The organism is Blautia sp. AM29-29 (genome assembly GCF_003480555.1).
GTDB lineage: Bacteria > Bacillota > Clostridia > Lachnospirales > Lachnospiraceae > Fusicatenibacter > Fusicatenibacter saccharivorans.
The window spans coordinates 13,215-38,042 of record NZ_QUJD01000005.1; the positions used below are offsets into that span (position 1 = coordinate 13,215).

Annotated in this window: 24 protein-coding genes and 1 pseudogene; 21 read left to right on the plus strand and 4 right to left on the minus strand. The window is 50.4% G+C overall.

Translation table 11 applies throughout. The features are described from left to right. The first annotated feature begins 19 nt into the window (after positions 1–19). Entirely contained in the window at positions 20–1,642 is a 1,623-nt protein-coding gene (locus DW769_RS04675) for an extracellular solute-binding protein (RefSeq protein ID WP_118750028.1), read from the plus strand. 176 nt (positions 1,643–1,818) lie between these two features. After that, on the plus strand, positions 1,819–3,702 hold the full coding sequence (locus DW769_RS04680) for a serine hydrolase domain-containing protein (protein WP_158579794.1): 1,884 nt from the start codon (positions 1,819–1,821) through the stop codon (positions 3,700–3,702). Between the two features lie 87 nt (positions 3,703–3,789). Here the strand turns inward: DW769_RS04680 and DW769_RS04685 are convergent, their stop codons facing one another. Continuing rightward, positions 3,790–4,854 (minus strand): PTS transporter subunit IIC, encoded by a 1,065-nt coding sequence (locus DW769_RS04685; RefSeq protein WP_117509767.1) that lies wholly within the window; start codon positions 4,852–4,854, stop codon positions 3,790–3,792. Between the two features lie 207 nt (positions 4,855–5,061). Between DW769_RS04685 and srtB the strand changes: the two genes are divergently transcribed. From srtB to DW769_RS04735, 10 genes are all read left to right on the plus strand, one after another. Beyond that, the gene (srtB, locus tag DW769_RS04690; protein ID WP_118750030.1) at positions 5,062–5,913 is read left to right on the plus strand and encodes a class B sortase; all 852 of its coding nucleotides are present in this window, start codon (positions 5,062–5,064) and stop codon (positions 5,911–5,913) included. 26 nt (positions 5,914–5,939) lie between these two features. After that, positions 5,940–6,674: an NAD-dependent protein deacylase gene (locus DW769_RS04695; protein ID WP_117509769.1), complete on the plus strand. Its 735-nt coding sequence runs from the start codon at positions 5,940–5,942 to the stop codon at positions 6,672–6,674. A 32-nt stretch (positions 6,675–6,706) separates the two neighbouring features. Further along, positions 6,707–6,898 (plus strand): DUF951 domain-containing protein, encoded by a 192-nt coding sequence (locus DW769_RS04700; RefSeq protein WP_022461609.1) that lies wholly within the window; start codon positions 6,707–6,709, stop codon positions 6,896–6,898. Positions 6,899–7,045: 147 nt separating this feature from the next. Continuing rightward, positions 7,046–7,333 carry a 30S ribosomal protein S6 gene (gene rpsF, locus DW769_RS04705; protein ID WP_022461610.1) on the plus strand — a complete coding sequence of 96 codons (288 nt, stop codon included), beginning with the start codon at positions 7,046–7,048 and terminating at the stop codon, positions 7,331–7,333. A gap of 11 nt (positions 7,334–7,344) precedes the next feature. Further along, positions 7,345–7,806, plus strand: a complete 462-nt coding sequence (locus DW769_RS04710) for a single-stranded DNA-binding protein (RefSeq protein ID WP_055220137.1) — start codon at positions 7,345–7,347, stop codon at positions 7,804–7,806. A 20-nt stretch (positions 7,807–7,826) separates the two neighbouring features. Then, positions 7,827–8,075, plus strand: a complete 249-nt coding sequence (rpsR, locus tag DW769_RS04715; protein WP_022461611.1) for a 30S ribosomal protein S18 — start codon at positions 7,827–7,829, stop codon at positions 8,073–8,075. 189 nt (positions 8,076–8,264) lie between these two features. Beyond that, on the plus strand, positions 8,265–10,310 hold the full coding sequence (locus DW769_RS04720; RefSeq protein WP_117802327.1) for a DHH family phosphoesterase: 2,046 nt from the start codon (positions 8,265–8,267) through the stop codon (positions 10,308–10,310). Position 10,311: 1 nt separating this feature from the next. Then, positions 10,312–10,758 (plus strand): 50S ribosomal protein L9, encoded by a 447-nt coding sequence (rplI, locus tag DW769_RS04725; protein ID WP_022461613.1) that lies wholly within the window; start codon positions 10,312–10,314, stop codon positions 10,756–10,758. Positions 10,759–10,762: 4 nt separating this feature from the next. After that, positions 10,763–12,097, plus strand: coding sequence for a replicative DNA helicase (gene dnaB, locus DW769_RS04730; protein ID WP_022461614.1), 1,335 nt, complete (start codon positions 10,763–10,765; stop codon positions 12,095–12,097). A 157-nt stretch (positions 12,098–12,254) separates the two neighbouring features. Then, positions 12,255–12,851: a MerR family transcriptional regulator gene (locus DW769_RS04735; protein ID WP_055220134.1), complete on the plus strand. Its 597-nt coding sequence runs from the start codon at positions 12,255–12,257 to the stop codon at positions 12,849–12,851. A gap of 63 nt (positions 12,852–12,914) precedes the next feature. Here the strand turns inward: DW769_RS04735 and DW769_RS04740 are convergent, their stop codons facing one another. Next, complete coding sequence (locus tag DW769_RS04740; RefSeq protein WP_022461615.1) at positions 12,915–13,118, minus strand: DUF1858 domain-containing protein; 204 nt, start codon at positions 13,116–13,118, stop codon at positions 12,915–12,917. Positions 13,119–13,324: 206 nt separating this feature from the next. On the opposite strand from DW769_RS04740, the gene DW769_RS04745 reads away from it, so the two are divergent. Beyond that, positions 13,325–13,495: a DUF362 domain-containing protein gene (locus DW769_RS04745; protein ID WP_022461616.1), complete on the plus strand. Its 171-nt coding sequence runs from the start codon at positions 13,325–13,327 to the stop codon at positions 13,493–13,495. 68 nt (positions 13,496–13,563) lie between these two features. Here DW769_RS04745 and DW769_RS04750 read toward each other — a convergent pair whose 3' ends face one another. Next, positions 13,564–14,313 (minus strand): adaptor protein MecA, encoded by a 750-nt coding sequence (locus tag DW769_RS04750; protein WP_055220132.1) that lies wholly within the window; start codon positions 14,311–14,313, stop codon positions 13,564–13,566. A gap of 695 nt (positions 14,314–15,008) precedes the next feature. Between DW769_RS04750 and DW769_RS04755 the strand changes: the two genes are divergently transcribed. The 4 genes from DW769_RS04755 to DW769_RS04770 all read left to right on the plus strand — a co-directional run bounded on the left by DW769_RS04755 (position 15,009) and on the right by DW769_RS04770 (position 19,822). Continuing rightward, a complete protein-coding gene (locus DW769_RS04755; RefSeq protein ID WP_158579795.1) occupies positions 15,009–16,709 on the plus strand; it encodes a glycosyl hydrolase family 18 protein in 1,701 nt (566 codons plus the stop codon). 60 nt (positions 16,710–16,769) lie between these two features. Continuing rightward, positions 16,770–17,777 carry a hypothetical protein gene (locus DW769_RS04760; RefSeq protein ID WP_055228103.1) on the plus strand — a complete coding sequence of 336 codons (1,008 nt, stop codon included), beginning with the start codon at positions 16,770–16,772 and terminating at the stop codon, positions 17,775–17,777. 82 nt (positions 17,778–17,859) lie between these two features. Then, on the plus strand, positions 17,860–18,651 hold the full coding sequence (locus DW769_RS04765) for an N-acetylmuramoyl-L-alanine amidase (protein ID WP_070103232.1): 792 nt from the start codon (positions 17,860–17,862) through the stop codon (positions 18,649–18,651). After that, positions 18,548–19,822, plus strand: a complete 1,275-nt coding sequence (locus DW769_RS04770; RefSeq protein WP_082424953.1) for a transglutaminase domain-containing protein — start codon at positions 18,548–18,550, stop codon at positions 19,820–19,822. The genes DW769_RS04765 and DW769_RS04770 overlap by 104 nt, the downstream gene beginning before the upstream one ends. A gap of 120 nt (positions 19,823–19,942) precedes the next feature. On the opposite strand, the pseudogene DW769_RS17380 reads toward DW769_RS04770, so the two are convergent. Next, positions 19,943–20,098: pseudogene (locus tag DW769_RS17380) on the minus strand (electron transfer flavoprotein subunit beta); the annotation flags it as partial. Between the two features lie 144 nt (positions 20,099–20,242). On the opposite strand from DW769_RS17380, the gene DW769_RS04780 reads away from it, so the two are divergent. Genes DW769_RS04780 through DW769_RS04795 form a run of 4 tightly spaced genes read left to right on the plus strand, consistent with a single transcriptional unit; the run spans position 20,243 to position 24,815 of the window. Continuing rightward, positions 20,243–22,711, plus strand: a complete 2,469-nt coding sequence (locus DW769_RS04780) for a methyltransferase domain-containing protein (protein ID WP_118750073.1) — start codon at positions 20,243–20,245, stop codon at positions 22,709–22,711. Positions 22,712–22,754: 43 nt separating this feature from the next. Continuing rightward, the gene (locus DW769_RS04785; protein WP_118594800.1) at positions 22,755–23,018 is read left to right on the plus strand and encodes a hypothetical protein; all 264 of its coding nucleotides are present in this window, start codon (positions 22,755–22,757) and stop codon (positions 23,016–23,018) included. Continuing rightward, positions 23,011–23,955 carry a nickel ABC transporter permease gene (gene nikB / locus DW769_RS04790; protein ID WP_118750032.1) on the plus strand — a complete coding sequence of 315 codons (945 nt, stop codon included), beginning with the start codon at positions 23,011–23,013 and terminating at the stop codon, positions 23,953–23,955. The genes DW769_RS04785 and nikB overlap by 8 nt, the downstream gene beginning before the upstream one ends. After that, complete coding sequence (locus tag DW769_RS04795; RefSeq protein ID WP_118594801.1) at positions 23,952–24,815, plus strand: ABC transporter permease; 864 nt, start codon at positions 23,952–23,954, stop codon at positions 24,813–24,815. Before nikB ends, DW769_RS04795 begins: the two co-directional genes overlap by 4 nt. Positions 24,816–24,828 lie beyond the last annotated feature (13 nt).

Genomic DNA, 24,828 nt, shown 5'->3' on the forward strand with positions numbered 1-24,828 from the left:
ATAGAAGGAGGAAAAGAAAATGAAGTTTAAAAAAAGTATCGCAATGGCGATGAGTGTCCTGATGGCAGCGGGAATGCTTGCAGGATGCGGATCAAATGGCAGTACATCATCAAGTACTGCATCCGGCAGTGCATCATCTGCATCGGGCGAGGTATCAACAGACGGAGTTACGATTTCTATCTTTGACAAAAACTCCGGAAGCAATACCTTTGATGATCCAGTTGCAAAAGCAATTGAGGAAAAAACAGGTGTCAAAATTCAGGTAGAAAATCCAACCGGAGATCCGCTGGAAAAATTGAACCTGATGCTGACCGGTCAGAATTACCCGGATATCGTCCTGATGGATCGTGGAAATGATATTGTAAACCGTTACATTGAGGCAGGCGCACTGCTTCCGTTGAATGATCTGATCGATGAGTACGGCCCGGATGTAAAAGAGATGTACGGGGAAACCTTAAACAAGAGTCGTTATACCGATGGAAAAAATTACTATCTGAATAACTGGTACGGAGAAGATCCGGATCCGGTAGCCGGTGTTCTGATGCGCTATGATTATCTGTGCGAAATCGTTGGAAAAGACCGCGCAGACAGCGATGAGCCATTTACACAGGAAGAGTATATTGACATTTGTAAGAAATTCAAAGAACTTCATCCGACCATTGACGGAAAAGAGAGTATTGCCATTACCTTTGATGCAGAATCCAAAAACTACGATGGAACATTAAAAGGAATGTATGGTCTGAAAACATATTATCAGGATGGGGACAATCTGGAACATGTTGCCAAAGCACCAAACTTCAAAGAGATGATGTCCTTTGCCAATGAACTGTATACCGAAGGCCTTCTGGACAAAGAGTGGGTTGTCAACAAGAAAAATCAGTGGACGCAGAAACTGTCTGCAGGCAACGTATTCAGTACCTTTGCTTCCTACTGGGATACCGATGCAGCAAATACAGCACTTGCTTCTTCTGTAGGAGAAGATGCAAAATTCTATTCCTATAAAATCCTTGGAAACGAAATCAGTGCAGATGAAACTACTTACTCCGGAAGAAGTACACTTGGCTGGGATGCAATCGCGATCACCAAGAATTGTAAAAATCCGGAAGCAGCCATGAAGATGATCAACTACCTTGCAAGCGAAGAAGGACAGTATCTTCTGATGTGGGGTATTGAGGGAACCAACTGGAATATGGAAGATGGAAAACACGTTCCGAACGATGATCTGATTGAAGGATTCCAGACGGATTTTGACAAAACAAAACTGGATACCGGCGTCCGCAAATGGACTTGGTTTGTAAAGAACGGAAATGGTACAGACGGAACTCCATACGATGTATCACAGTATAAAGTAAAAGAGACCCGGCAGGTGGCTATGAATCACTTTGGTGAGAACGACAGATGGGATACCGCAGAATTTGCAGGCCTTACCCCGGCAGGAAGCACTCCGGATGGCTTGAAATGGCAGAAAATCCAGGATATCTACGATCAGGAATATCCGAAGATTGTGAATGCAGACAGCCACGATGCGGCAATGGAAGAGTACGACAAGATGATTTCCGAAATGAATGACGCAGGACTGGAAGATGTAGAAAAAGTTATCACACAGAATTATCAGGAGCGTATGAAACTCTGGAATGAGTAAGCTAAAGTAAAATAAAAAATCACACACGGAAAAGAACCGGCAGAAATTGAAATACAGATTTCTATGTCGGTTCTTTTTTATCAGAAGAAGCATTGCGATTTTCAAGGAATCTGGATATAATGAGGAAAACTGGAAAAACAGGGAAATCCAACCGCATGAGACAGGAGGCATCGTACATGGCAGCGAAAGAACAGTTAACCGCAATGGAAATGATCTGGGGATTTATGAGTGGGACGACAGGACATATGGGAAAGACGGACTTTGCGCCGCAGAAGGAAGCGTTCGGGGATTTCTCGTCGCCGGAGACGTATTTTCCGCGGGCGGTACCGGAGAGTGAGGGGATTTCCTCGGCAAAGCTGACGCAGATGCTCCGGGAACTTGCCGCGGCATGCCATACGGACATGCATCACCTGATGGTGCTGCGGCATGGAAACGTGATCTGCGAATGCAATTTTGCTCCATACCGGAGCGGCATCTGGCATGCGACGTATTCGATGTGCAAGAGCATCACCGGCATGGCGGTCGGTTTTCTGATCAGTGAAGGAAAACTTTCCCTGGACGAGAACGTCTATGATATTTTTGAAAAACGAAACGGTCTGCTGCAGAAGATCCTGCGCCCGAATCTGACCGTGGAGCATCTTCTGACGATGAAGAGCGGCGTACAGTTCAACGAGATGGGCGTTGTTTCCGGCAACGACTGGGTGGACAGCTTCTTAAATGCGCCGGTCAAGGGAACACCGGGCGAAGCGTTTGAGTACAACAGTATGAACACGTATCTGCTGTCTGCAATCATACAGGAGCGCACCGGCATGAAAATGGTAGATTACCTGCGGCCGCGTCTGTTTGAGCCTCTCGGCATCCGGAAAGTTTTCTGGGAGAGCTGCCCGGCAGGGATTACGAAAGGCGGCTGGGGCCTCTTCCTGTGCCCGGAGGACGCGGCCAAGCTCGGGGTGATGTACGTGAACGGCGGAAAATTCGAAGGAAAACAGATCGTCCCGGCGGAATGGGTCGCAGCGTCCACCTCCGTTCATGCGACACCGCCGGAAAAGATGGGAAAATATGGCTATGGTTACCAGGTCTGGATGGAGGAGCGGCCGGGCAGCTTTGCGTTCAATGGCATGCTGGGGCAGAACGTGCTCGGTTATCCGGATACCGGCGTGGTGATTGTGACGAATGCGGGCAGCAACGAGCTGTTCCAGACGTGTGAGATGCTCGACATTGTGCGGAAGTATTTCGGCGCGGAATTTGGTGCAGAGCTGAAATCCGGCGAGGCGGAAAGCCCGATGGCATATCAGAAGCTGGTGCAGACCTGCCGTGATCTGGAGGGCGCGAAAGAGACACCGGGAAGAATTCTGCGCGGCGGCTGGAAGCGGAGAACACCGGGGCCGCGGAACAGCGGAACACCGCGTCAGATCGACATGGCGCAGCTTCTGCACGGAAAAGAATATAAAATGGAGGACACGCATGTCGGCATGTTTCCGCTGACGCTGCAGGTCTTCCACAACAACTTTTCCGACGGCATCCGCCGCATCGGTTTCTTCTATGAAAAAGGCCGTTTCTTTGTCGAGCTGACCGAGGGAGAAAAAACACAGCGCATTGAGATCGGTCTTACGGGGTCCAAAGTTGTAGAATGGGTGGAAAACGAGGAATTGTATCTGCTCGGAACGACGGGACAGTTTGCGGAGAATGAAGACGGCGAACTGGTGCTGAAGCTTGAGTTTGCATTTCTGGAAGAGGCCGCAAGACGGAGGGTCAAAATCATTTTCCAGCGTGATTTCGAGCGGATCAGACTGGAGTGGAATGAGACGCCGGGCAAGGATCTGATTATCGAGGGCCTTGAATCCCTCGTGACGGATGTGGCGATTGCACCGCTTCTGCCGTCGCGGTTCCGCGAGCGGAGCCTTGACATGATCCATCTGCTGATGGCACAGACCATTGAGCCAATGGTAGAGGCACACCGCGTGCGGCCGGGGGAAGAAACGGAGACAGAAGAAGCGGCAGCGGAAGCTGAATCGGCCGCGGCAGTGGAAAATGCGGAAAACGCAGAAGAAACGGTGTAAAAACAGAAAAAATCAGAAGAGAAATGTGGATAAAAAAGGGAATGGAGCTGCCGGATGCGCAGTTCCATTCCCTTTTAAAAATACAGATTACAGATTCAAAGCCATATCGCCGGATTTGATCAGGTTTGCCTTGCGGAATACCTCTGAGAAGAACAAGGTGATCACAGCCGGAAGCACGAAGTGGAGCAGAATGATTTTGATGATGACGAGCTTCGGATCATCGTAAGCGATCATCGTCTGATACGTCGTGATCTGTCCGACAAGACCTGCGGAACCCATGCCGCTTCCCGTTGCATTATTCTGCATATTGGCGAGGATTGTGGAGACGGGTCCTAAAATCGCACTCGAGAAGATGACGGGCAGCCAGATCAGCGGATGACGCATGATGTTCGGCACCTGAAGCATCGAGGTTCCAAGACCCTGTGCGACAAGGCCGCCGAATTTGTTTTCCCGATAACTTGCAACCGCGAATCCGACCATGTTGCAGCAGCAGCCGATCGTTGCGGCACCGGCGGCAAGACCGGAAAGATTCAGAATGATGCCGAGTGCAGCGGAGCTGATCGGCAGTGTCAGAACCATACCCATGACGACCGAAACAACGATGCCCATGATGAACGGCCGCTGTTCCGTTGCCCAGTTGATGATGCTTCCAAGGCCTGTCATCATCTGGGAGATCGGCGGTCCGACGAGCAGTCCGACAACGGAACCGGCTCCGATGGTGATGACCGGTGTCACGATGATATCAACCTTGGTCTTGCCGGAAACCAGATGGCCGCAGGTGATGCCTGCGAAAGCTGCGATGAAAGCGCCGAGCGGTTCGCCAGGTCCTGCCAGAACGGCATTTCCGTCCACAAAGAATGTGCCGCCGGTGATCTTGCCGGCATAACCGCCGACCATGGCGGCGACGGCTGCAGAAACCGTGACAAGCGGGCTTTCCCCATATTTCACTGCCACGCCGACACCGATACCGGCACTTGTCAGGGCTGCGGCAGCTTTTCCAAGCAGATAGATCACATTTCCAGTCGAACCGCCGATCAGAAGACCGATCTGCTGAATCATTGTACCGATAATCAGGGTTGCAAAAAGACCCTGCGTCATGCCGCCGAAGCCATCAATGAAGATGTGCGAGGCGACTTTTTTGATTGTTCGCATATGGAATTCCTCCTCATGTATGTGGTGTGTTACTGTATTCACAAGTGACTTGTCAGTCGACTTTTAGTCTATCATAAGATGGGGGCGGGTGCAATCCTTTTCCGGGGGCATAAGTTGACAAAAGAAAGGGGCACGCTTATAATTGAGACAAATTCAGAGCGCTTCCAGAAAACAGCGCAGACAGTAAAAAAGTGATAAAGGAGACGCATGGGAAAACAGAAAAAGAAACAGAAAAAACGCGGCAATCCGCTTTGGACTCTGGTATTTTTAGCGGCACTTGCTGTTTTCTGCTTTTCCGGGTATAAGCTGATCGGCATTTACCTGGATTACAAGACCGGTACGGATGAATACCGGGATCTGCAGCAGTATACGACGGAAATTACAAAAACATCGGAGACACAGGCACCAAAGAAAACGGAGGAGCCGCAGGCGGAATCCGAACCGGCGGAGCCTTCCGAACCGGAGCCGGAACCACTGTCGTATCCGACAGAACCGCCGCTTGCCGTCGATTTTGAATCCCTAAAAGCGATTAACCCGGATGTGAAGGGATGGCTTTATATCGAAGCTCTTGACATCAGTTACCCGGTCGTACAGGGGCCGGACAACGATGCGTATCTTCATACGACGTATGAGGGAACGAGCAACTTTGCGGGTTCCATTTTCCTCGATTACCAGAATCAGGGTGATTTCAGTGATGGAAACACAATCGTTTACGGTCATAATATGAAGAATCTCTCCATGTTCGGAAAGTTGAAACAGATGAAGGAGCAGGAAAAATATAGGGACAGCGTCTATTTCTGGATGCTGACGCCGGAATCAAACGATGTGTACCAGATTTTTTCTGCCTTTTATACGGAGGCAGACAGTGATGTCTACACGCTGTATTCCGGCGGGGGTGAAGCGTTTGTACAGTATCTGAATACCATGGCGGCGCGGTCAGAGATCCCGGTGGAGCAGCCGGAGATGGATGAAAACAGCCATATTATTGTGCTGTCCACCTGTGCGGCGAGCGATACGACTGGACGGTTCGTCGTTCTGGGCGTGCGGCGGAACCGGTAATGATTGGTCAGAAGGAGGAATGACAGATGGAAGAGGAAAGAAAAATCGAAGAACTGCAGAGATTGATTGATACGCATGAAAATATCGTATTCTTCGGCGGCGCGGGTGTGTCCACGGAGAGCGGGATTCCGGATTTCCGGAGCGTGGATGGCCTTTATCATCAGAAGTATGACGTTCCGCCGGAGACAATTTTAAGCCACAGCTATTTCCTGCGGTACCCGGAAAAGTTTTATGCTTTTTACCGCGACAAAATGCTTCCGGTCGGCGCGAAACCGAACGCTGCGCATAAGAAACTTGCAGAGCTCGAAGCGGCGGGAAAATTAAAAGCGATTGTGACGCAGAACATTGACGGACTGCATCAGGCGGCGGGAAGTAAAGTAGTGTATGAACTGCATGGAAGCACACACCGCAATTACTGTATGAAATGCGGGGCATTCTGCGATACAGAGCTGGTGAGAAGGAGCAGCGGCGTTCCAAGATGTGAAAAATGCGGAGGCATGATCAAACCGGATGTCGTACTCTACGAGGAGAGTCTGAATGAGAAAGTGCTCGACGGTGCGATCCGCTCGATTGCGGCGGCAGATCTTCTGATTGTCGGCGGAACGTCACTTGCGGTTTATCCGGCGGCAGGCCTTCTCCAGTATTTTGAGGGCGATGCGCTGGTTCTCATCAACAAGGGCGCAACGCCGATGGATAAAAACGCGGATCTTCTGATCCAGCAGCCGATCGGGCAGGTGCTCGGCAGCATCAAAGTAAGATAGATTTTAATTAGAAAATATAAGGCGGAAGAAACATGGCAGAACATTACGAAGTAGGCGATATTGTAAAACTGAAAAAGCCGCATCCGTGCGGCAGCAGCGAGTGGGAAATCCTGCGTGTCGGCGCAGATTTCCGTCTCAAATGCACCGGTTGCGGCCACCAGATCATGGTAGCACGCAAGCTGGTCGAGAAAAACACCCGCGGATTACGAAAAAAAGATGCGTAATATCGTGAAAAAAACAAGAAAACACGCGAAAAAGGGCTTGCTATAAGCCCTTTTTTATGTTAAAATAACAAATTGTGACGTATAAAAATAATTCCTTGCTCCCCATAATGAAAATGGGGTGCCAAAAAGTCCAAAAGGAGGTAAAGCATGAACAAGTACGAATTAGCACTGGTTGTGAATGCAAAACTTGAAGAAGAGGAACGCGCAGCTGTAGTTGAGAAAGCCAAAGGTTATGTAACCCGTTACGGCGGAACAGTTGGCGAAGTAGAAGAGTGGGGCAAAAAACGCCTTGCATACGAAATTCAGCATATGCGTGAAGCATATTACTACTTTATTCAGTTTGAAGCAGACGCAACAGCTCCGGCAGAGATCGAGAGCCATATGCGTATTATGGATAACGTACTGAGATACTTAGTCGTTAAAAAGGAAGCTTAAGAGGTAAGCGAATGAATAAAGTTATATTGATGGGAAGATTGACCAGAGATCCCGACGTCAGATACTCTGCTGGAGAGAACTCCACAGCGGTAGCCCGTTATACACTGGCTGTTGACCGCAGATTCCGCAGAGACGGCGATTCCGCAACCGCAGACTTTATCGGATGCGTTGCTTTCGGCCGCCAGGCAGAATTTGCAGAGAAATACCTGCGTCAGGGAACGAAGATCGCCATCACCGGCCGCATTCAGACCGGAAGCTACACCAACCGTGAAGGCCAGAAGGTCTACACGACAGACGTAGTTGTAGAAGAGCAGGAGTTTGCAGAGAGCAAAAATGCAGGCGGAAACAACGGAGGATACTCCGCACCGCAGCATAACAATCCGGCTCCGTCCGCGAATACATCTGACTTGGGCAGTGCCGATGGTTTTATGAATATTCCCGATGGCATTGACGAAGAATTGCCATTTAATTGATAGAAAAGGAGAGATTGATCATGGCTTATAATAATAGTGAAAGACCAGCTTCCAGAAGACCGGCCCGCAGAAGAAGAAAAGTTTGTGTTTTCTGTGGTGGAGAAGAGATCAGCTACAAGGATGCAGCTAAACTGAAAAAATATGTATCCGAGCGTGGTAAAATCCTGCCGAGACGTGTAACTGGAACCTGCGCAAAACATCAGAGAGCAGTAACAGTAGCCGTTAAGAGAGCAAGACATATGGCTATTATGCCGTACGTAGATGATTGATTCTGACTTGCGCTAAGCACTGTCCGAACGTTCATTTTGAATCGGTAAATAAATGGAGGTATCTGCCCGAAAAGGGCGGGTACCTTTTTTGTATCCAGAAGTATCTTGTTGCCAAAGTACAGGTCAAAGTGGTATAATCGGAAGGACAGGAGCGAAATACAACACGCAACGTTGGAAAGGTGTTAGGAAATGAAAAGCAAAATGAAGTTGAGCGGCCAATTGCGGAGCTATCTTCGATGGCCGCTGATTTTGTCCATCCTGATGCTTGTGATGAATATCGGCATGTATTTTGTGGATGTGATGGCAGGAATGTGGTTCACGCTGTTTTTTGCAGTCTATGTGATCGCAGCCGCAGTTCTCTATTACAGACAGCGTCCGCAGGTGATCAACGAGCTGATTACCTTTGCGACCGAATACGGCCAGGTTCAGAAGCATCTGATCCAGGAACTGGCGCTGCCCTATGCCGTTATGGATTCGCAGGGAAAACTTCTCTGGGTCAACAAAGAGTTTACAAAAATCACAGGGAAGGATACACAGTATCATAAATGTATCGCCACCATTTTTCCGGAGCTGACGGTCGAGCGGCTGCCGAAAAATGAGGAGGAGACCGACATCAACGTGGCTTACGGCGAAAAGAATTTCCGTGCCCATGTAAAAAGCGTCTGCATCGACGAGCTGATCCAGAATTCGGAGATGATCAACACAGATATCAAAGGCTATTTTATTCAGGCACTGTATCTGTTCGATGAGACGGAGCTCCGCGAGTATATGCGGAAATTCGAGGACGAAACGATGGTCACCGGTCTTCTGTATCTGGACAACTACGACGAGGCGCTGGAGAGCGTCGAGGAGGTCCGCCGTTCCCTTCTGACCGCACTGGTCGAGCGAAAGATCAACAAATATTTCAACGATCTCGATGGACTGGTGAAGCGGTATGAGAACGACAAATACATCGTGGTCATGCGCCGGAGTTCGTTAAATGAACTGAAAGAGAAAAAGTTCGATATCCTCGAGGACGTCAAGACCATCAACATCGGAAACGAGATGGCGGTCACAATCAGTATGGGTATCGGAGCAGATGCTGGATCGTTTGCGAAAAACTCCGAGTATGCGAAAATCGCGATCGACCTGGCTCTTGGCCGGGGCGGCGATCAGGTCGTTTTAAAGGACGGTTCGAAGATTCAGTATTTCGGCGGAAAAACGCAGGCTGTGGAAAAGAATACGAGAGTCAAAGCCCGCGTCAAGGCGCACGCGCTGAAAGAGTTTATGAACACGAAAGAGAAGGTCGTTGTCATGGGACACCGCCTGCCGGATGCCGATTCGTTCGGTGCGGCCATCGGTATCTACCGTGCGGCGAAAACGCTGAATAAAAAAGCGTACATCGTCATCGACAACCCGACCAGCTCGATTATTCCGCTGATGAATACGTTCCGCGACAACCAGGATTATGAGGCGGACATGTTTGTCAATAATCATGAGGCGAAAGAGATCATGGACGACAACACGCTGCTCGTTGTGGTCGATACGAACAAGCCGAGCATCACACAGTGTGAGGATCTGCTGTACATGGCGAAAATGATCGTCGTGCTGGATCATCACCGGCAGGGAAGCGATACGATCCGCAACTCGGTGCTTTCCTATATTGAGCCGTATGCATCATCCGCGAGCGAGATGGTTGCCGAGATTCTCCAGTATTTTACCGAGGGAATCCGCATCCGGAACGTGGAGGCGGACAGCATCTATGCCGGCATCATGATCGATACCGACAACTTTATGCAGAAAACAGGTGTCCGCACGTTCGAGGCGGCAGCGTTCCTGCGCCGCTGCGGCGCGGATGTGACGCGTGTGCGCAAGCTGTTCCGTGAGGATATGAACGATTACAAGGCAAGAGGAGAGACGATCCGCAATGCGGAGCTGTTCCGCGGCCAGTTCGCGATTTCCGAATGCCCGAGCGACTATGTGGACAGCCCGACGGTGGTCGGGGCACAAGCGGCGAACGAGCTGCTGAACATTGTCGGTGTCAAGGCGTCCTTTGTACTGACCGAGTATAAAGGCGTGATCTATATCAGCGCCCGCGCGATCGATGAGGTCAATGTACAGATCATCATGGAGCGGATGGGCGGCGGCGGTCATCTGAATATGGCAGGATGCCAGCTTGAGACCGTCGATCTGGAGGGGGCGCGCAGCCTCCTAAAATCAACCTTAACAGAAATGCAGGATGGAGGAGAAATCTGATATGAAAGTTATCTTACTGGAAGACGTAAAAGCACTTGGTAAAAAAGGACAGACTGTAAACGTAAGTGATGGATATGCAAGAAACATGCTTCTGCCGAAAAAGCTTGGCATCGAGGCAACCGCAAAGAACCTGAATGAACTGAAACTGCAGAAAGCACACGAGGACAAAGTGGCAGCAGAGCAGCTTGCCGAGGCACAGGCTTTCGCAAAAGAGATTGAGGACAAACAGGTTACCGTAGCAATCAAAGTCGGCGAGGGCGGAAAAGTATTCGGAAGTGTATCGGCAAAAGAGATCGCTGAGGCAGCAAAAGAGCAGCTCGGATACGACATTGACAAAAAGAAAATGCAGCTTCCGAACCCGATCAAGGTTCTTGGAACGACAGAAGTGCCGATCCGCCTGCATACCAAAGTAACTGCAAAGCTGAAAGTTATCGTAAAAGAAGCATAATTCTATGGAAGAAGCACTGATTAAACGAATCCTTCCGCACAGCATCGAGGCGGAGCAGTCGGTCATCGGTTCCATGCTGATGGGGCGCGAAGCCATCATGGCGGCATCGGAAATCCTGACGAGCGACGATTTTTACCAGCACCAGTACGGCGTCATTTTTGATGCCATGGTGGAGCTGTTCAATGAGGGAAAACCGGTCGATCTGGTCACCCTGCAGAACCGCCTGCGTGAAAAGGATGTTCCGCCGGAGATCAGTTCGATGGAGTTTGTCCGCGATCTTTTAAATGCGGTGCCGACTTCGGCGAATGTGCGCCATTATGCGAACATCGTCAGCGAGAAAGCGGTGCTGCGCCGTCTCATTAAGCTGACAGAAGAGATTGAGAATGACTGCTATCTGAACAAAGAGCCGGTGGAAGTCATCATGGAGGAGACGGAAAAGAAGATGTTCCAGTTATTGGGCCAGCGGAATTCCGGAGACTTCATGCCGATCCGCCAGGTTGTCATCAATACGCTGGAGAACATCGAGCGTGCATCGAAGACGAAGGGAAATGTCACGGGTATTCCGACCGGATTCACGGATCTGGACTACAAGACATCGGGTCTGCAGAACTCTGACTTTATCCTGATTGCGGCACGTCCGTCTATGGGTAAAACGGCGTTTGTCCTCAATATTGCGCAGTATATGGCGTTTAAGAAAGACAAAGCCGTTGCGATTTTCAGTCTCGAGATGTCGCGGGAGCAGCTGATGAACCGTCTGCTCTCGATGGAGTCGAAAGTAGATTCCCAGCATCTGAGAACCGGAAACCTGAAAGACGACGAATGGAGCAAGCTGATCGAGAGCGCCGGCATGATCGGTGAATCCCGACTGATGATCGACGATACACCTGGTATCTCGATCGGAGAGATGCGGTCGAAATGCCGCAAATACAAGTTGGAGCACGGTCTTGATATCATCATCATTGACTACCTGCAGCTGATGTCGGGAAGCGGAAAGAGCTCCTCGGAATCGCGTCAGCAGGAGATTTCGGATATCAGTCGTTCCTTAAAAGCACTCGCGAGAGAGCTGAATGTGCCGGTTGTTGCACTGTCCCAGCTTTCCCGGGCTGTTGAGCAGCGTACCGACCACCGTCCGATGCTTTCCGACCTGCGTGAGTCGGGAGCGATCGAGCAGGATGCCGACGTTGTTATGTTTATCTATCGAGATGATTACTATAATAAGGATTCCGAGAATAAGGGAATCGCGGAAATCATCATCGCCAAACAGCGAAACGGCCCGATCGGAACCGTCAATCTGGTCTGGCTGCCGGATTATACGAAATTTGCGAATGCAGAGAGATAAAAGAAAATATTTTATGTGTCAGAACGTGTCGTGGGATAGTCCTGCGGCACGTTTTTTGTGTATAATTGTATGAATTTGTCGGAATATTACGATGAGATTTTCTTGCGGCAGGGGATAACAGATCCTATAATAAAGGGAAGAAGGGAGTGGCTGCCGTATGGAAAATAGAACGTATCTGGTCACGGAGGCGGAGAAGCTGACCGGGGAGAAAGCGCATGTGCTCCGGTACTGGGAGGACGAGCTCGGCATGGAAATCCACCGCAATTCGCTGGGACACCGCTGCTATACTGCGCAGGACATTCAGATTTTTCTGGGAATCCGGGAACTGAAGAAAAAGGGGCTTCACCTGAAAGCGATCCGCGAGCTGATGCCGAAGCTGGTGCAGGCAACGGCGGAGATCAAAGCGTTTCCGGCGGAAGCGGCAGAGACGGCAAAGGAGAAGCCGGATCCGGCAATACCGGGAAAAGCGGACGAAGTGCCGGAGGTGGTTGTCGATCTTCTGCCCGAGCGGGAAGCAGAACAGCTGGCGGACACTGTGATGCGGCAGGAAGAGGAGGAGCGTCAGACGGAGTTTTACCGCGTGCTCGGCCGTCTGCTCGATCAGATGATACAGAAGCGGCGCCAGGAAGAGCGGAGCCGCCGTGTGGATGAGGCGATCCGCCGCCACCAGCAGAGCCGGAGAGAAGCAGCGGCGACGCTGGAGCAGAAAGGAAAACGGACGAAAGCAAAACGGGGCCATCGGAACAATGGGTAAATCGGACAGAAAAAAAGAACGCCTGTGAGAGGCGTTCTTTTTGGATCCACGCGGAAATCCGGCTTATTTTGCAGCCAGATAATCGTTGATCTGGTCTTCCAGAACCTGAGCGTCCAGGCCGTGAACCATAGCTGCTTCTTCCAGGGACTCACCCTGTGCAGAAGGGCAGCCGATGCAGTGCATGCCGGCTCCCATCAGGATTCCGATGATATTTGTATCCATTGCGATTAACTCGCCGATTGTCATGTCTTTCGAGATCTTTGCCATCTTAAAGTTCCTCCTTTAAATGTGTATATACCCGTCGTTCTGATTTTGACGGCTATTTTGATTATAGCGTACCCCCGGGGGGAATGCAAGAACAAATTCATAAGATTATAGAATGTTTATAATTTTGTACTTGTATTTCAGGGGGCAATCGTTTACAATGTGGATAGTACCGAAAGGGCCAAAAAATCTACAAGGAGGATAAGATCATGGCATATGTAATCACAGACGAATGTGTAAGCTGCGGAACCTGCGCTGGAGAATGTCCAGTAGAGGCTATCGCTGAGGGAGATTCCCATTACGAAATCAACCCGGATGTATGCGTTGAGTGCGGAACATGCGCAAGCGTATGTCCAACCGAGGCTATCACAGAAGAGTAATTTGTACGGAACGTACAAAAAAGGAAGTCCTTCGCGGACTTCCTTTTTTTATACATACGTTTCAAAACTTACAGAGAAGCCAGCTCCTGCAGAGCATTCTCTTTTACCATTGCATTTCCATGTTCCAGCAGAAATGCTTCAGCGGCCAGGGAGAAGGATTCCTGTCTGCCGTACTCGGAAAGAATGTTGCAGACCTTGTTGAATTCCTCCGGTTTGCAGCCGGACTGGTGCAGAACGAGCTGATAGTTGGCATCTGCCCTGTTCTTATAGAGGGAATTGCTGCCGGTAAAATACTGGTTCAGCGCTTTTGCGGAGCTGATGACATCGTCGAGGGTTGAGAAGTGGAAGGTGCGTACCAGATCCACATTCTTTTCCTCGGATGCTGCAGGCTCTTTTTCGTTTTCCTTCTGTGCCGCTTTCTTTGCGATTTCCTGTGCCTTGTTCTTCACATCGCAGAGCTTGTGGAACAGGTCGATGATGTCGTCCGCGCCGGAATACTGTACCGGTTCCGGTCCGTCCGTATCGTCGCCGGATGGAGCAAATTTGGCGAAGCGGGTGTCGAGCTCCTGTGGATCCTCGACTCTGGTGATAATGAGGACAATGCTGTCCGGAGCCACCGGAACGGCCTCGACCATGAGCGGGGCATTATCCACATTGAAGCCGAACTGCTGGTTGGCTTCAAGCATCATATCCTGAAACAGGCTGCGGGCCTTTTCCGTGCCGTAAGCCAGTTCGCTGAGCTTTAAATTTCTTTCGGCAAGATCGGCGCTGGTCAGTGTGCAGCGGATCTTGTTATCATTGATTTTTTCTATTTTCATAACTCTCACGTCCTTAATTACTCTTTACTTATATAAATAGGGCTGCTTACAATATAGTATAACACATCACGGAAAGAAGTAAAGAACTTAAGATTTTTTTTACATTTCGCATAATTTTTTCAGAAATGAAGGGACAAACTTTATTTGTAATTCCCCCGGCTTGAAGTATAATAGGAGTTGGGGAAACCTTTGCTTCTGCCCGGAGGGTGCATACTCCGGCCAGAAGCAGGCACAGAAAAAACGGATCGGATAAGAAGGCGTCCCCGTGAAACATGATCATTGAAACTAAAAACAAAAGTATTTCATACGGATCTATGGGGCTTTCTTTTTTGTACGTCACAACTGCAAATAAGCCATGAAACAAACAATCGACAAAACTTTTTAAACAGATTTTTTGAAAAATACCCAATAGCAAAAAGCAACGATACTTTCGTTACTGTTCAATCAGCAGTGAAACACCTGCTGTTTCGCTGCGTAAGAACATGATTCAGGTGTGAGCAGCCCTCCTTTTGCGAAGCAAAACTTTAAATGAGGGCTGCGAATGTTACAGTTCGCTGGGAACCAGTGAACTGTAACGATACTTTCTGACTCGCATGCGGTTCCCTTGCGCATAACGGTTGCTATTGGGTATTTTTTTTGTTATAATGGGCGCAAGTGGGGAGATCTTCAGAGCGAAGAAAAGGGGAAAAGAACACATGAAGGAGCAACAGAAGAAAAAAGCAGCGCCGGTACTGGTCGTACTGATTCTGATCGTGCTAGTCGGTGCAGCAGGCATTGTTTCATTTTTGATAAACCGATATAAACCCGGAACCGAATACATGGCCGGGAACGAATATTTTAACCTGACAGACGAAAACAGCGTTGCGCTGATCCAGAACGGAGAACTTCTGGAAGAGCAGGCCGTTCTTATCGGAGGAGAGCCGTATGCGGCGTACACATATGTAGAATCCCAGCTGAACAGCTGCTTCTACTGGGATGAAGAAACAAAAGGAATCCTGCTTACAACGAGCGGCGGCGTGCAGACACTGCTTCCGGGCGATGCGGCCGTTGCCAAAACACCGGGCGGACAGCCTGCCGTACAGCAGGAGAGCGACGGAACGGTTTACATTTCGCTGGATGTCGTAAAAGAATACACAGATCTCGACTATGCATATTACAGCGATCCCAACCGTGTTGTAATCCGGAATGAATGGGACGGCGTGGAGCAGGCGACGGTACAGTCAGACACCGCGCAGGTGCGCCAGAAAGGCGGCATCAAGAGTCTGATTCTTGCGGATGTACAGAAGGGAGACACCCTGCTGTATCTGGAAAATCTGGACAACTGGTGCAAAGTCATGACGGCGGACGGCTATACCGGCTACATCCAGACAGAGGATATCTCCGAGCCGGAGGCCATCGAAGCGCGGACGGCAAAGAAAGATTCCTATGAAAGAATTACACGGGATCACAAAATCAATCTGGTCTGGCATCAGAGCACATCGACCGAGTCGAACGACGCGATGGCAGAGATGACAGCAGAAATGACCGGCGTGAACGTGATTTCACCGACCTGGTTTTCCGTGACAGACGAAACCGGTACGATTTCCAGCCTTGCGAGCGCCGATTACGTGAAACTGGCGCATGACGCGGGACGGGAAGTCTGGGGATTGATTGATAACTTTAATGAAGCATTTGACGAAACAACCGATCTTGCCTACGCATCCGTGCGCAGCAGAATCATTGAGCAGCTGCTCGCCGAGGCAGCATCGTGCGGCATGGACGGCATCAACGTGGATTTCGAGAATCTGAAAGAGGCCGGAATCCCGCATTACCTGCAGTTTCTGCGGGAACTGACGAGCGCGGCGCATGCACAGAATCTTGTGGTGTCGGTCGATACGCCGGTACCGCAGGCTTACACGATGTATTATCAGCGCGGCGAGCAGGCAAGATTTGTGGACTATATGATTGTCATGGCCTATGACGAGCATTTCGCGGGAAGCGAGGAGGCAGGCTCTGTTTCATCCCTCCCGTTCGTACAGCAGGCCGTGGAGGAGATGACGCGGGTGATGCCTGCCGATCAGGTGATCTGCGGAATCCCGTTTTATACCCGTGTCTGGACGGAAAAGTTCGGACAGAGCGCCATTACCAGCGAGGTGCTGGGCATGGATGGCGCCAAAAACTATGCCAAAGAGAATCAGATGACAGAAACCTGGGATGCATCCCTTGGCCAGAATGTGGCAACGGTAGAAACTTCCGATGCCAGATACACGATCTGGATGGAGGATGAGCAGTCCATGGAGGAAAAACTGAAAGTGATCCAAAGTGCCGATCTCGCCGGAGTGGCAGAGTGGAAGCTCGGATTCGAGTGCGCAGACGTCTGGAGTCTGATTTCAAAATATATTGAAACAAACAGTTGACGAGGAGTCCGGGAAGGATAAGGGGAATGATAAAAGCCCGGGCACGAAGGAGGAGTATACATGTCAGAAAACAATCACGAAGAATTATTTAAAACAACGCTGATGGGCGGTTTCGATAAGGACGATGTTATGACGAAAGTGCAGAACCTGAAAGATCAGGCGTATGCCGCTCAGAAGAAACTGGAAGCGAAGATCGAGGAAAAAGAGCAGGAAATCGAGAAGCTGAACCGCAAGATCCGCGAGCGTGAGGATAAAATCGAGGAGCTCGAAAAAAACATTCATGAGAAATACCAGAGCTATATCGACAATTATGACAGCATCAGCGGCCTTGTGTTTGAGGCACAGGTGAAAGCGAAAAAACTGACACAGGAAACAGAGGAGAGCTGCAGAAAGCTAAAAGAAGAGACCGAGGAAGCCTGCCGCCGGAAAACCGAAGAAACGGACGAGTCCTGCCGCGAGAAAACGGAGGAAACGGATGAGGCGTGCTGCAAAAAGAAAGAGGAGACAAACGAGTCCTGCCGGAAACAGAGGGAGGAGACAAAGGAATCCTGTGCAAAGCAGCGCCGCGAGACGAAGGAACAGTGCGAATACATGGTAGAGAGCGCACGTCAGAAGGGCGAGGAACTGGCTGCTGTTTATGAAGAAAAACTGCAGGCCGAAGCAGAAGAAATCCAGAGCCATATGGACGCGGAACTGCAGAAAGCCAACACCAGATACCAGAAGATTTACGCCGAGATGGAAACCATGACAAGTGTACTCGAGAAGAACCGCAGAATTTTTGAGGAGACTTTTGCCGGCATCGAAAAAATGCGTGAGGAGATGAAACGTTCTGCGTCGGAAGTGGAAACCTTCATGAAAGATCCGGTAAAAAGTATCTTTCCCGGAGAGGCAAAAGAAACAGCCGCAGAGCCAGGCAGTGAAGATACCGCAGAAGAAGCAGACGAAATCGTCGAAAATTCCGCAGTCATCGATTTCGAAAATGAGCCGGATTATCTCGATGATGACAACGACGAAGAAGAGGATGAAATCCCGAATCGCGCGCATGATGAAGAAGATGAGGAAGAGTAACCGGAAGCAATAAGAGTTGTAACCTGCCCCGCTGCTGCATAAAATGACCAAGAAAGGAAATTTGCAGCAGGGGGCTTTTCATTTGGAAAAAGGGAAAAAACTGGAATGGCTGATGGCGGTGATTCTGCTTTCGGCGGCGTATGTTCTGTCCCGCGAGGGCGCACGGCTGGTGGCAGCACAGAAGGCAGCCACAAAAGTAGTGGTGTTGGACAGCGGCCACGGCGGCGACGATCCCGGCAAAATCGGGGCAAACGGTGTCAAAGAAAAGGACATCAACCTTGCGATTGCCCGTCTGCTGAAAAAGAAGCTGGAAAAGCAGGGAATCCTTGTGGTGATGACGCGGGAAGGGGAGGATGATCTCTCCGATCCGGGAGCCGTGAATGCGAAAGTGCAGGATCTGCAGCGGCGCGTGCAGCTGATTCATAAAAAAAAGCCGGACTGTGTGATCAGCATTCACCAGAACAGCTACCCGGATGCGGCGGTCAAAGGGGCGCAGGTGTTTTATTATACGGATTCAAAAGAAGGCGAAAAACTGGCGCTCTGCATGCAGGCTGCACTGGTCGCGGGGCTCGATCCGGCGAATCACAGGAAAGCCAAGGGAAACAAAACGTATTACATGCTGAAGAAGACAGACGCAGTGCTGGTGATCTGCGAGTGCGGATTCCTCTCAAATCCGGAGGAGGAAGCGCTCCTGAACACAAAGGAGTACCAGAAAAAGGTGGCGGATGCACTGTGTGACGGCGTTTTAACGTATCTGGGAGAAAAGAAGAATGGCAAAGAGAAGACACAGACGAAGACGGAAGAGACCGCTGCGGGCGCTGCTTTCGCTTATGCTTGCCCTGCTGGCGGCTTATCTGGTATTCGGAGAATTTGATGAGAGCGATCCCGCGCAGAACGGAAGCGGAGCGGACAGCAGCACTGCTTCACAGACGGCAGACGAAAACAATGGTCTGTCAGAAAATGGCGCAACACAGTTTCAGGCGGAAAATACAGATGAGGAGGAGCTGGCGAAGCGGTATTATTACAGCCAGCTCGATGAAAACAGACAGATGATTTACCGCGAACTGGTGCAGGGAATCGCGGAACACCAGGAAACCATCATCACAAAAGGCGGCGATCCCGATGTGACGGCGGAGGTTTACGGATGGGTCTATATGGATTACCCGGAGTACTGCTGGATCAACGGAGCATCACATGTCACGGGATACGGTGAGCCGAAAAACTACTGTGAGGTAGTTCCAGAATACACGATTTTTGCGGAGGAGATCACAGGCCGCCAGACCCAGGTCAAAGGGGCGGGAAATGATTTCTTAAGTGATATCGACCGTTCGATGGATGACTATGGGAAGATTAAGGCTGTCTTTGAAAAATGTATCCGGCAGATTGATTATGTGAAAGATGCGCCGGAGAATCAGACACTCTACAGCGGACTTGTGAACGGACAGACGGTCTGCGCAGGCTATGCCAGAACGTTCCAGTATCTGATGAACCGCCTGGACATCCCGGTCATTTATGTGACGGGAACGACAGACACCGGCGAGGCGCACGGCTGGAATATCGTAAAGTGCGGAGACAATTATTACAACGTCGATGTAACCTGGGGCGATCCGGTATTCGCAGAGGGCGAGAGCGGCGAGTACAATCTGCCGGACGACCTGATCTACTACGATTTTCTCTGCGTTTCCGATGCGGAATTTTCGGACACGCATCAGGCGGATGCGAATCTGCCGCTCCCGGCGTGCAATGCAGATGACCTCGAGTATTACCGCCAGATCGGCCGGTACATGGATACATTTGATGCGACGCAGATTCTGTGGGAAATGGAGACGGATATTGAAGAGACAAAAGAGTATTCCGAATTTAAATTTGCCACCGATGATTTGATGGCACAGGTCATGGAAGCCCGACCGGAGCTTCTCGATAAGGCTTCCGGCTATCTTTGCAGCTATTACGGGCTCGGGTCCGTAAAATATACATACAGCGAGGATACGGCGACAAGAAAGCTGATGGTATTCTGGCAATATAAAGGAGAACCGAGTGAATGACGGTTCTCCTTTAAAAATATCCGGAAACAAAATGTCGATCAGCTCGCGCTCGCGAAACTCGATGGTAATCAGGCACGAATAAGGGAGTTCGGAAACCTGGGAAACACTCACAAGATCCTGACGGACGGTGATGGAATGATCCGTGACATCGGTAACCTCTGCGACCCAGGCGGCATGCGGGATCATCAGATGTTCCGCAATCGAAGGGCCGACCTGCGCGGTATCGCCGTCGGTTGTCTGACGTCCGCAGATAATCAGATCCGCGCTGCCGATCACCTGAATACCCTGCGCCGGCGTTAAGAATATCCCCCGTGGGGGCTTGTGAAAAAGGCCGATTTTTGGTAGAGTAAAGGGATATTTGAGCGGTTGGAAAACGGCCGCGCCGGGAAAGTTAAGAAAAAGAAGAAAGAAGCGGAAGATATGGAACAGGAATTATTACAGGAAATTGCCTCCTACTGGGGAACCCGTGCGGAGGGGTATTCTGAGGTCAATGAAAAAGAACTGGCGGGAAGCCAGAGAGAAGCGTGGCTGCATGTATTAGAGGAGCAGTTTCCAGAGAAAAAGAAAGAAGAGATGAAGATTCTCGATATCGGAACCGGCCCGGGATTCTTCCCGATGATTTTGTCGGAGGCAGGTTATACGGTGACGGCTGTTGACTACACGGAGGAGATGCTGGAAAAGGCGAAAGAGAATCTGGGAAAATATACGAAATACGGTCTGGAGCGCGTGACGCTGCAGCGGATGGATGCACAGAATCTGGAGTTTGCGGATGAGACCTTTGATGTTGTCATTTCCAGAAATCTGACCTGGAATCTGGAAAAGCCGGAGCAGGCATACCAAGAGTGGATGCGTGTCCTGAAACCGGGCGGCGTGTTGCTCAATTTTGATGCGAACTGGTACGGTTATCTCTATGACGAGGAGAAAAAAGAAGCGTACGAGGCAGACCGGAAGAAAGTGGAAGAGCAGCAGCTCGACGACCATTATCTGTGCACGGACATTGACCGCATGGAAAACATTGCGCGCCAGGTGCCGCTCTCTGCGATGGAACGGCCGGCGTGGGATACGAAGGTGCTCGAATCCCTCGGCGTCTGTTCCATCCAGACCGATTCCGAAATCTGGAAGCGCGTCTGGAGCGAGGAAGAGAGACTGAACTATGCATCGACACCGATGTTTCTGGTGCGTGCGGAAAAAAGCGCAGAGCAGCCCTTCCAGCTTGGTGATGTGACTGTCCGCCGCGGCGAAAAATATCAGGGGGATATCTCCTTTGCGAATGGGGATATCGTGCTTCCGGGAACGATTATCTGTGGAAAACTTCCGGGAAAAACAATGCTGATCACCGGCGGCGTTCATTCCGGGGAATACGTCGGCATTCAGGCGTGTGTGGAACTGGGAGCGGAGCTTCAGCCGGAAAAAACGGTTGGAACGATCGTGATTTTAAAGGTCTTAAACCGTCCTGCTTTTGAAAACCGTGCGGGCAGTCTCGGACTTTCCGATGGCAAAAACCTGAACCGTGTATTTCCGGGCAATCCAAACGGAACCGAGATGGAGCGGCTGGCGTGGGCGATGACAAAGGAAGTTTTCCCGAAAGTAGATTACTATATCGACCTCCACAGCGGCGACGATTTTGAGGATCTGACGCCGTACGTCTATTACGCCGGAAAAGCGGCGCAGGAAGTGATGGAGACTTCGCGGAAAATGGCGGAGCAGGTGGATGTACCGTACATGGTGCGCTCCATGGTATCATCGGGCGGAGCTTACAACTATGCGGCATCCAGAGGAATTGCAAGTATTCTCCTGGAGCGCGGCGGCATGGGCGCATGGACATCCGAGGAAGTCAATTCGGACAAGCGCGATGTGCGCAATATCCTAAGCAGCCTCGGGATGTATCAGATCCGCCGCGATGTGCGGAACTACGTGCCGATGGAAGTGACGGATGTCCGCTATCAGGCGGCTTCGGAAAGCGGCCTGTGGTATCCGGCGGCGAAACCGGGAGACATGGTTGCGAAGGGTGCACTGCTTGGAACCATCCGTGATTATAATGGAAAACTCCGGGAGACATGCCGCGCCGAATACACCGGTGTTGTGCTGTACCAGACGGGCAGCCTGCAGGTAATCGAGGGAGGATCTGTTGTTGCCTACGGACGGATCGTGCGCGAGCCGGAATATGACGACCGCAAAGAACAGATTGTCCATTACTGGGAAAAGCGGAGTGAGAGCTTTTTGGAGCAGAGACGCGCGGAGCTTGCCAACCCGATTGCGAAGCGCTGGATGAAAGAGATCGAAAAACAGATTCCGGAAAAGAGACGGTTAAAAATCCTTGATGTCGGCTGCGGAGCCGGATTTTTCTCGATCCTGCTGGCAAAAGAGGGCCACGAGGTCTTCGGCATCGACCTGACACCGGAGATGATTGAGAATGCCATCCAGCTTGCCGAGGAGGAAAACGCCGACTGCCGGTTCCAGGTTATGGACGCGGAAAAACCGATATTTGCGGATGAAACGTTTGATGTTGTCATTTCCCGAAATCTGACATGGACCCTGCCGAATGCGGAGCATGCCTACAGCGAATGGATGCGTGTGCTGAAAACGGGCGGTATCCTGCTGAACTTCGACGCCAATTACGGAAAAGACGATGCTTCTGACACGAAAGATCTGCCGGAACAGCACGCCCATTTTAAAGTTGGAAATGAAATGCTTGAAGAGTGCGAACGGATCAAAGCACAGCTTCCAATCAGCCGGAAAAACCGGCCGGCATATGATGTGGCCGTTCTGTGTGAGAATACCAGAGGGGAAATTCACATTGATCCGGATCTTGGAAAACGGATTTATCTGGAAAAAGATGAATTTTACAATCCTGCACCGATGTTTTCGATCTGTGCAGTAAAAAAATGAAGGTTTTCATACCGGAAAGAAATGATTTGCGGAGGAAAAGGATATGAAACAGTTTCAAAACTTTGAGGAAGAAAATATTCATTACTGGACCGGAAGAACCGATGTGGCAGCAATGGAGGCAATTGCACGGCAGACACTGCTGTCAGAAAAACAGAGACCGGAATGGGATCTTACCGTATTGCGGGTGGCGGGCATGGAAGCCAAAGCCGATCCCGAAATCTGGAAAGCGGTCTGGACAAAAGAAGAACGGATCAATAATGCTTCCACCCCGATGTTCCTGGTTGAAGGAGTAAAAAAAGATGCGTAACTATGTGATGAAAAGGCTTCTTCAGCTGATACCGATTCTCTTTGTGATTACCTTTTTGTCTTTTGGAATGATGCGGCTGGCAGGAAGCGATGCGGTACTTCAGAAGATGGAAAATACCGGCATGGTTATGTCACAGGATGTGATCGAACAGGCACAAAAGGAGCTTGGACTGGACAAGCCGTTTCTGGTGCAGTACGTTGTATGGCTGAAAAATCTGCTGCATGGGGACATGGGCGTAAGCTATATCTCAGGAGAAGATATTTTTGATACCTTTCTGGCAAAACTTCCGGCGACCCTGCTTCTGACCGTCGTTTCGATTGGACTGACGATTGTCATTTCCATCCCGCTTGGCGTGCTTGCGGCGGTAAAACAGAATCGGATGATTGACTACCTGATTCGGTTCTGCAGCTTTCTGGGAAACAGCATGCCCAATTTTTTCGTGGCACTGCTTTTGATGCTGTTCTTTGCGATTCGCCTGAAGTGGTTTCCGGTTATTTCGGACGGAGTCAGTCTGCAAAGCGTGGCACTGCCTGCACTGACCCTTGCGATCGCCATGTCTGCCAAGTATCTGCGGCAGGTAAGGGCAACTGTTCTGGATGAGCTGGGGCAAAGTTATGTAACCGGCGCAAAAGCAAGAGGTATTCCATTTTCGACCACGCTGGTAAAGAGCGTGCTCCGCGCTTCGCTTGTGACGATTCTTACTCTGCTTACGCTGTCCATCGGAAGCCTTCTTGGAGGAACAGCGATTGTAGAATCTATTTTTCTGTGGGACGGAGTTGGAAAACTTGCGGTGGATGCTATCAGTATGCGTGATTATCCGATGATCCAGGCATATGTGATGTGGATGGCGATCATTTATGTCGGGGTTAACCTGCTTACGGATTTGGCGTATCGTTTTCTGGATCCGAGAATTCGCCTGGGAGGAATGGAAGGATGAAAAAAGAAAAGACCATTACCGTGCGCAGACAGAAAATTCAGCCGGACCGGACCAAAAAACGTTTGTGTTTTTTTGTGTTTCTGACGGCACTGCTTTTGCTGACAGTTGTTTTTGCGGAGCAGATCTGTCCCTATGATCCCAATGCGCAGGATACAGGGGCTGCGTTACTGCCGCCGGGAGCGGGACATCTTGCCGGAACAGATCGGTTCGGGCGGGATATGCTGTCCAGAATTCTGGTGGGTTTAAAAACCAGTGTTACTTCTACACTGATTCTGGTGGTTGTCGTTACCGTGACGGGAAGTATTCTGGGGCTGATCTGCGGATATTTCGGCGGAATTGCAGACACCGTTATTATGCGGATTTCCGATATTTGTCTTGCGTTTCCCGGACTGGTTTTTGCAATGGCAATCGCAGCTCTTTTAAATGGAGGAATCAGTAATGCAGTTCTGGCGCTGGCGTTAATCAGCTGGCCGAAGTATGCCCGAATTGCAAGAAGCCAGACGCTGACGGTAAAAAATACAAACTATATGGCGGCCAGCCAGCTTGCCGGATGTACTGCGGCGCAGATGATCTGGCGCCATATCCTGCCGAATATTGCCGGACCGATTCTGGTAACATCGATGCTCGATATCGGAACGATGATGATGGAGCTTGCCGGACTGTCATTCCTGGGACTTGGCGCGCAGCCACCTACAGCGGAGCTTGGAAATATGATGAGCGGCGGAAGAAGTATGCTGCAGACGTATCCATGGGTTGTAATTGGCCCGGGACTTGCTATTTTTACAGCGGTTGTTATTTTTAATCTGCTTGGTGATGCCATGCGCGATTATCTGGATCCACACAATGGGCGGAAACAATAAAGAAAGGGAGAGA

Coding starts and splice junctions, on each gene's coding strand:
- DW769_RS04710 (WP_055220137.1), top strand. CDS start 7,345: ATGAATAAAGTTATATTGATGGGAAGATTGACCAGAGATCCCGACGTC.
- DW769_RS04755 (WP_158579795.1), top strand. CDS start 15,009: ATGAAGGAGCAACAGAAGAAAAAAGCAGCGCCGGTACTGGTCGTACTG.
- rpsF (WP_022461610.1), top strand. CDS start 7,046: ATGAACAAGTACGAATTAGCACTGGTTGTGAATGCAAAACTTGAAGAA.
- DW769_RS04695 (WP_117509769.1), top strand. CDS start 5,940: ATGGAAGAGGAAAGAAAAATCGAAGAACTGCAGAGATTGATTGATACG.
- rplI (WP_022461613.1), top strand. CDS start 10,312: ATGAAAGTTATCTTACTGGAAGACGTAAAAGCACTTGGTAAAAAAGGA.
- DW769_RS04780 (WP_118750073.1), top strand. CDS start 20,243: ATGGAACAGGAATTATTACAGGAAATTGCCTCCTACTGGGGAACCCGT.
- DW769_RS04785 (WP_118594800.1), top strand. CDS start 22,755: ATGAAACAGTTTCAAAACTTTGAGGAAGAAAATATTCATTACTGGACC.
- DW769_RS04720 (WP_117802327.1), top strand. CDS start 8,265: ATGAAAAGCAAAATGAAGTTGAGCGGCCAATTGCGGAGCTATCTTCGA.
- srtB (WP_118750030.1), top strand. CDS start 5,062: ATGGGAAAACAGAAAAAGAAACAGAAAAAACGCGGCAATCCGCTTTGG.
- DW769_RS04700 (WP_022461609.1), top strand. CDS start 6,707: ATGGCAGAACATTACGAAGTAGGCGATATTGTAAAACTGAAAAAGCCG.
- DW769_RS04750 (WP_055220132.1), bottom strand. CDS start 14,313: ATGAAAATAGAAAAAATCAATGATAACAAGATCCGCTGCACACTGACC.
- DW769_RS04680 (WP_158579794.1), top strand. CDS start 1,819: ATGGCAGCGAAAGAACAGTTAACCGCAATGGAAATGATCTGGGGATTT.
- DW769_RS04685 (WP_117509767.1), bottom strand. CDS start 4,854: ATGCGAACAATCAAAAAAGTCGCCTCGCACATCTTCATTGATGGCTTC.
- DW769_RS04745 (WP_022461616.1), top strand. CDS start 13,325: ATGGCATATGTAATCACAGACGAATGTGTAAGCTGCGGAACCTGCGCT.
- dnaB (WP_022461614.1), top strand. CDS start 10,763: ATGGAAGAAGCACTGATTAAACGAATCCTTCCGCACAGCATCGAGGCG.
- DW769_RS04740 (WP_022461615.1), bottom strand. CDS start 13,118: ATGGCAAAGATCTCGAAAGACATGACAATCGGCGAGTTAATCGCAATG.
- DW769_RS04760 (WP_055228103.1), top strand. CDS start 16,770: ATGTCAGAAAACAATCACGAAGAATTATTTAAAACAACGCTGATGGGC.
- DW769_RS04735 (WP_055220134.1), top strand. CDS start 12,255: ATGGAAAATAGAACGTATCTGGTCACGGAGGCGGAGAAGCTGACCGGG.
- DW769_RS04795 (WP_118594801.1), top strand. CDS start 23,952: ATGAAAAAAGAAAAGACCATTACCGTGCGCAGACAGAAAATTCAGCCG.
- DW769_RS04675 (WP_118750028.1), top strand. CDS start 20: ATGAAGTTTAAAAAAAGTATCGCAATGGCGATGAGTGTCCTGATGGCA.
- DW769_RS04770 (WP_082424953.1), top strand. CDS start 18,548: ATGGCAAAGAGAAGACACAGACGAAGACGGAAGAGACCGCTGCGGGCG.
- nikB (WP_118750032.1), top strand. CDS start 23,011: ATGCGTAACTATGTGATGAAAAGGCTTCTTCAGCTGATACCGATTCTC.
- rpsR (WP_022461611.1), top strand. CDS start 7,827: ATGGCTTATAATAATAGTGAAAGACCAGCTTCCAGAAGACCGGCCCGC.